The organism is Inquilinus limosus DSM 16000 (assembly GCF_000423185.1).
Lineage (GTDB): Bacteria > Pseudomonadota > Alphaproteobacteria > DSM-16000 > Inquilinaceae > Inquilinus > Inquilinus limosus.
The window spans coordinates 1-1,370 of the sequence record NZ_AUHM01000068.1 but is presented as its reverse complement, the minus strand read 5'-3'; the positions used below and the strand labels follow the sequence as shown (position 1 = coordinate 1,370).

1 protein-coding gene is annotated in these 1,370 nt (G+C 57.6%); it reads left to right on the top strand.

Annotation, left to right across the window (positions count from 1 at the left end; genetic code table 11):
* Positions 1–726 carry an RHS repeat-associated core domain-containing protein gene (locus G537_RS45685; RefSeq protein ID WP_425402314.1) on the top strand — a complete coding sequence of 242 codons (726 nt, stop codon included), beginning with the start codon at positions 1–3 and terminating at the stop codon, positions 724–726.
* The last annotated feature ends 644 nt before the right edge of the window (positions 727–1,370 follow it).

The following is a 1,370-nucleotide window of genomic DNA, read 5'->3' as shown; positions in this document are numbered from 1 at the left end:
ATCGGCCGCTTCATCTCGCCCGACTGGTGGGATCCGACACAGCCTGGGGTGGGGACCAACCGGTATGCGTATTCGGGCAATGATCCGATCAACAAGAGCGATCCGACTGGACATGAAACGCTAACCCAACACCTAACCAAATGGGGCGCAAACGGTGTGTTAGCGAGGGGGCTCTTGACAGCGGCGATTGGCCTGAGCGGTCCCTGCACCTGCGCAGTTCAGAACGAAGGAGACGCCGACCTCAATGATCCAGGGATGGGCCCGGGCGTTGGCGGCGCAGTTCTCTCGGACGACAAAGCTTATCCAGCCTCTGGGTTCAAAGGGCGCCGGGGCAGCGCGGTCGAAGTTCTCCCTGGTTCTAACAAGGCTACCGAGATAGGAGGTCGTCGATACACCGACCACGCACTTGATAGAATGCAGGGCCGGGGGGTGCCACCTTCCGCCGTCGAAGAAGCCATTCAGAACGGAGTCCCGAGTCCGGGAAAAGATGGGCGCACAGTTTATACGGATCGTAAAAATGGCGTCGCTGTTGTTACAGAGCCAGACGGCACGGTTGTCACGGTTGAAACAGTCTCTAGGGATAAAAAGGGCGATACTGCAGGCAAGCCTGATGGAGGAGGCGAACAGGGTGAGGAAGGAGACAGAAAGGATAGTTCTCAGGAGCCAGATGATCGACCAGAGTCAGGTGATCGGCCAGATCCAAGTGATGAACCGCAATCACCGTAAAGGAATACACCATGCCCACAGGAAGGAATAAATGCCAGTCACGCGAGAGTCGCGCGTTGATACAAAGGATCCTTTTAAAGGAATGGGATCCAATAGGAATCGGCGAGATGGAAGGCTGGGAGACTCAATATGATGACTATGCAGCGAAAGTATACGTTATGCTTATGGACGACCGGGCGGGCGAGGACGAGATAGCTAGGTACCTGTATGAGGCTGCGGCCGACAGAATGGGCGCTAAAGACCCGGATATTCGAGCTCGCAGCAATGCAGCAGCAAGATCTATTGTGAACATTCGCCCGAATCTGGAGACACATTAGGAATTTCGGCAACAGCGCACTATAGCTATGTTTACCGGCGCTCGGCGAGAGTGGGATAGCTGCCACTCAGCTCATCATCGTACCGATCCGGAACTGCGTGGACGTCGAAGCTGCAGGTCACAGTACCGCACCTCTATCCTACAGACCGGGCCGCGCCGGCGGTATGGTGCAAGAACTGTCGGCAACCCATCGGCGCAGTGGATCGTGCGACGTTTCAGGCCCCCTCCCGGGTCGGCCGGCTTCACCTGATAGAGATGCTGATCGTGCTCGTGATCCTCGGGCTGGCGATGGCCGTGGTCGGGCTGGCCGTGCCGGACTGGCGCGCCC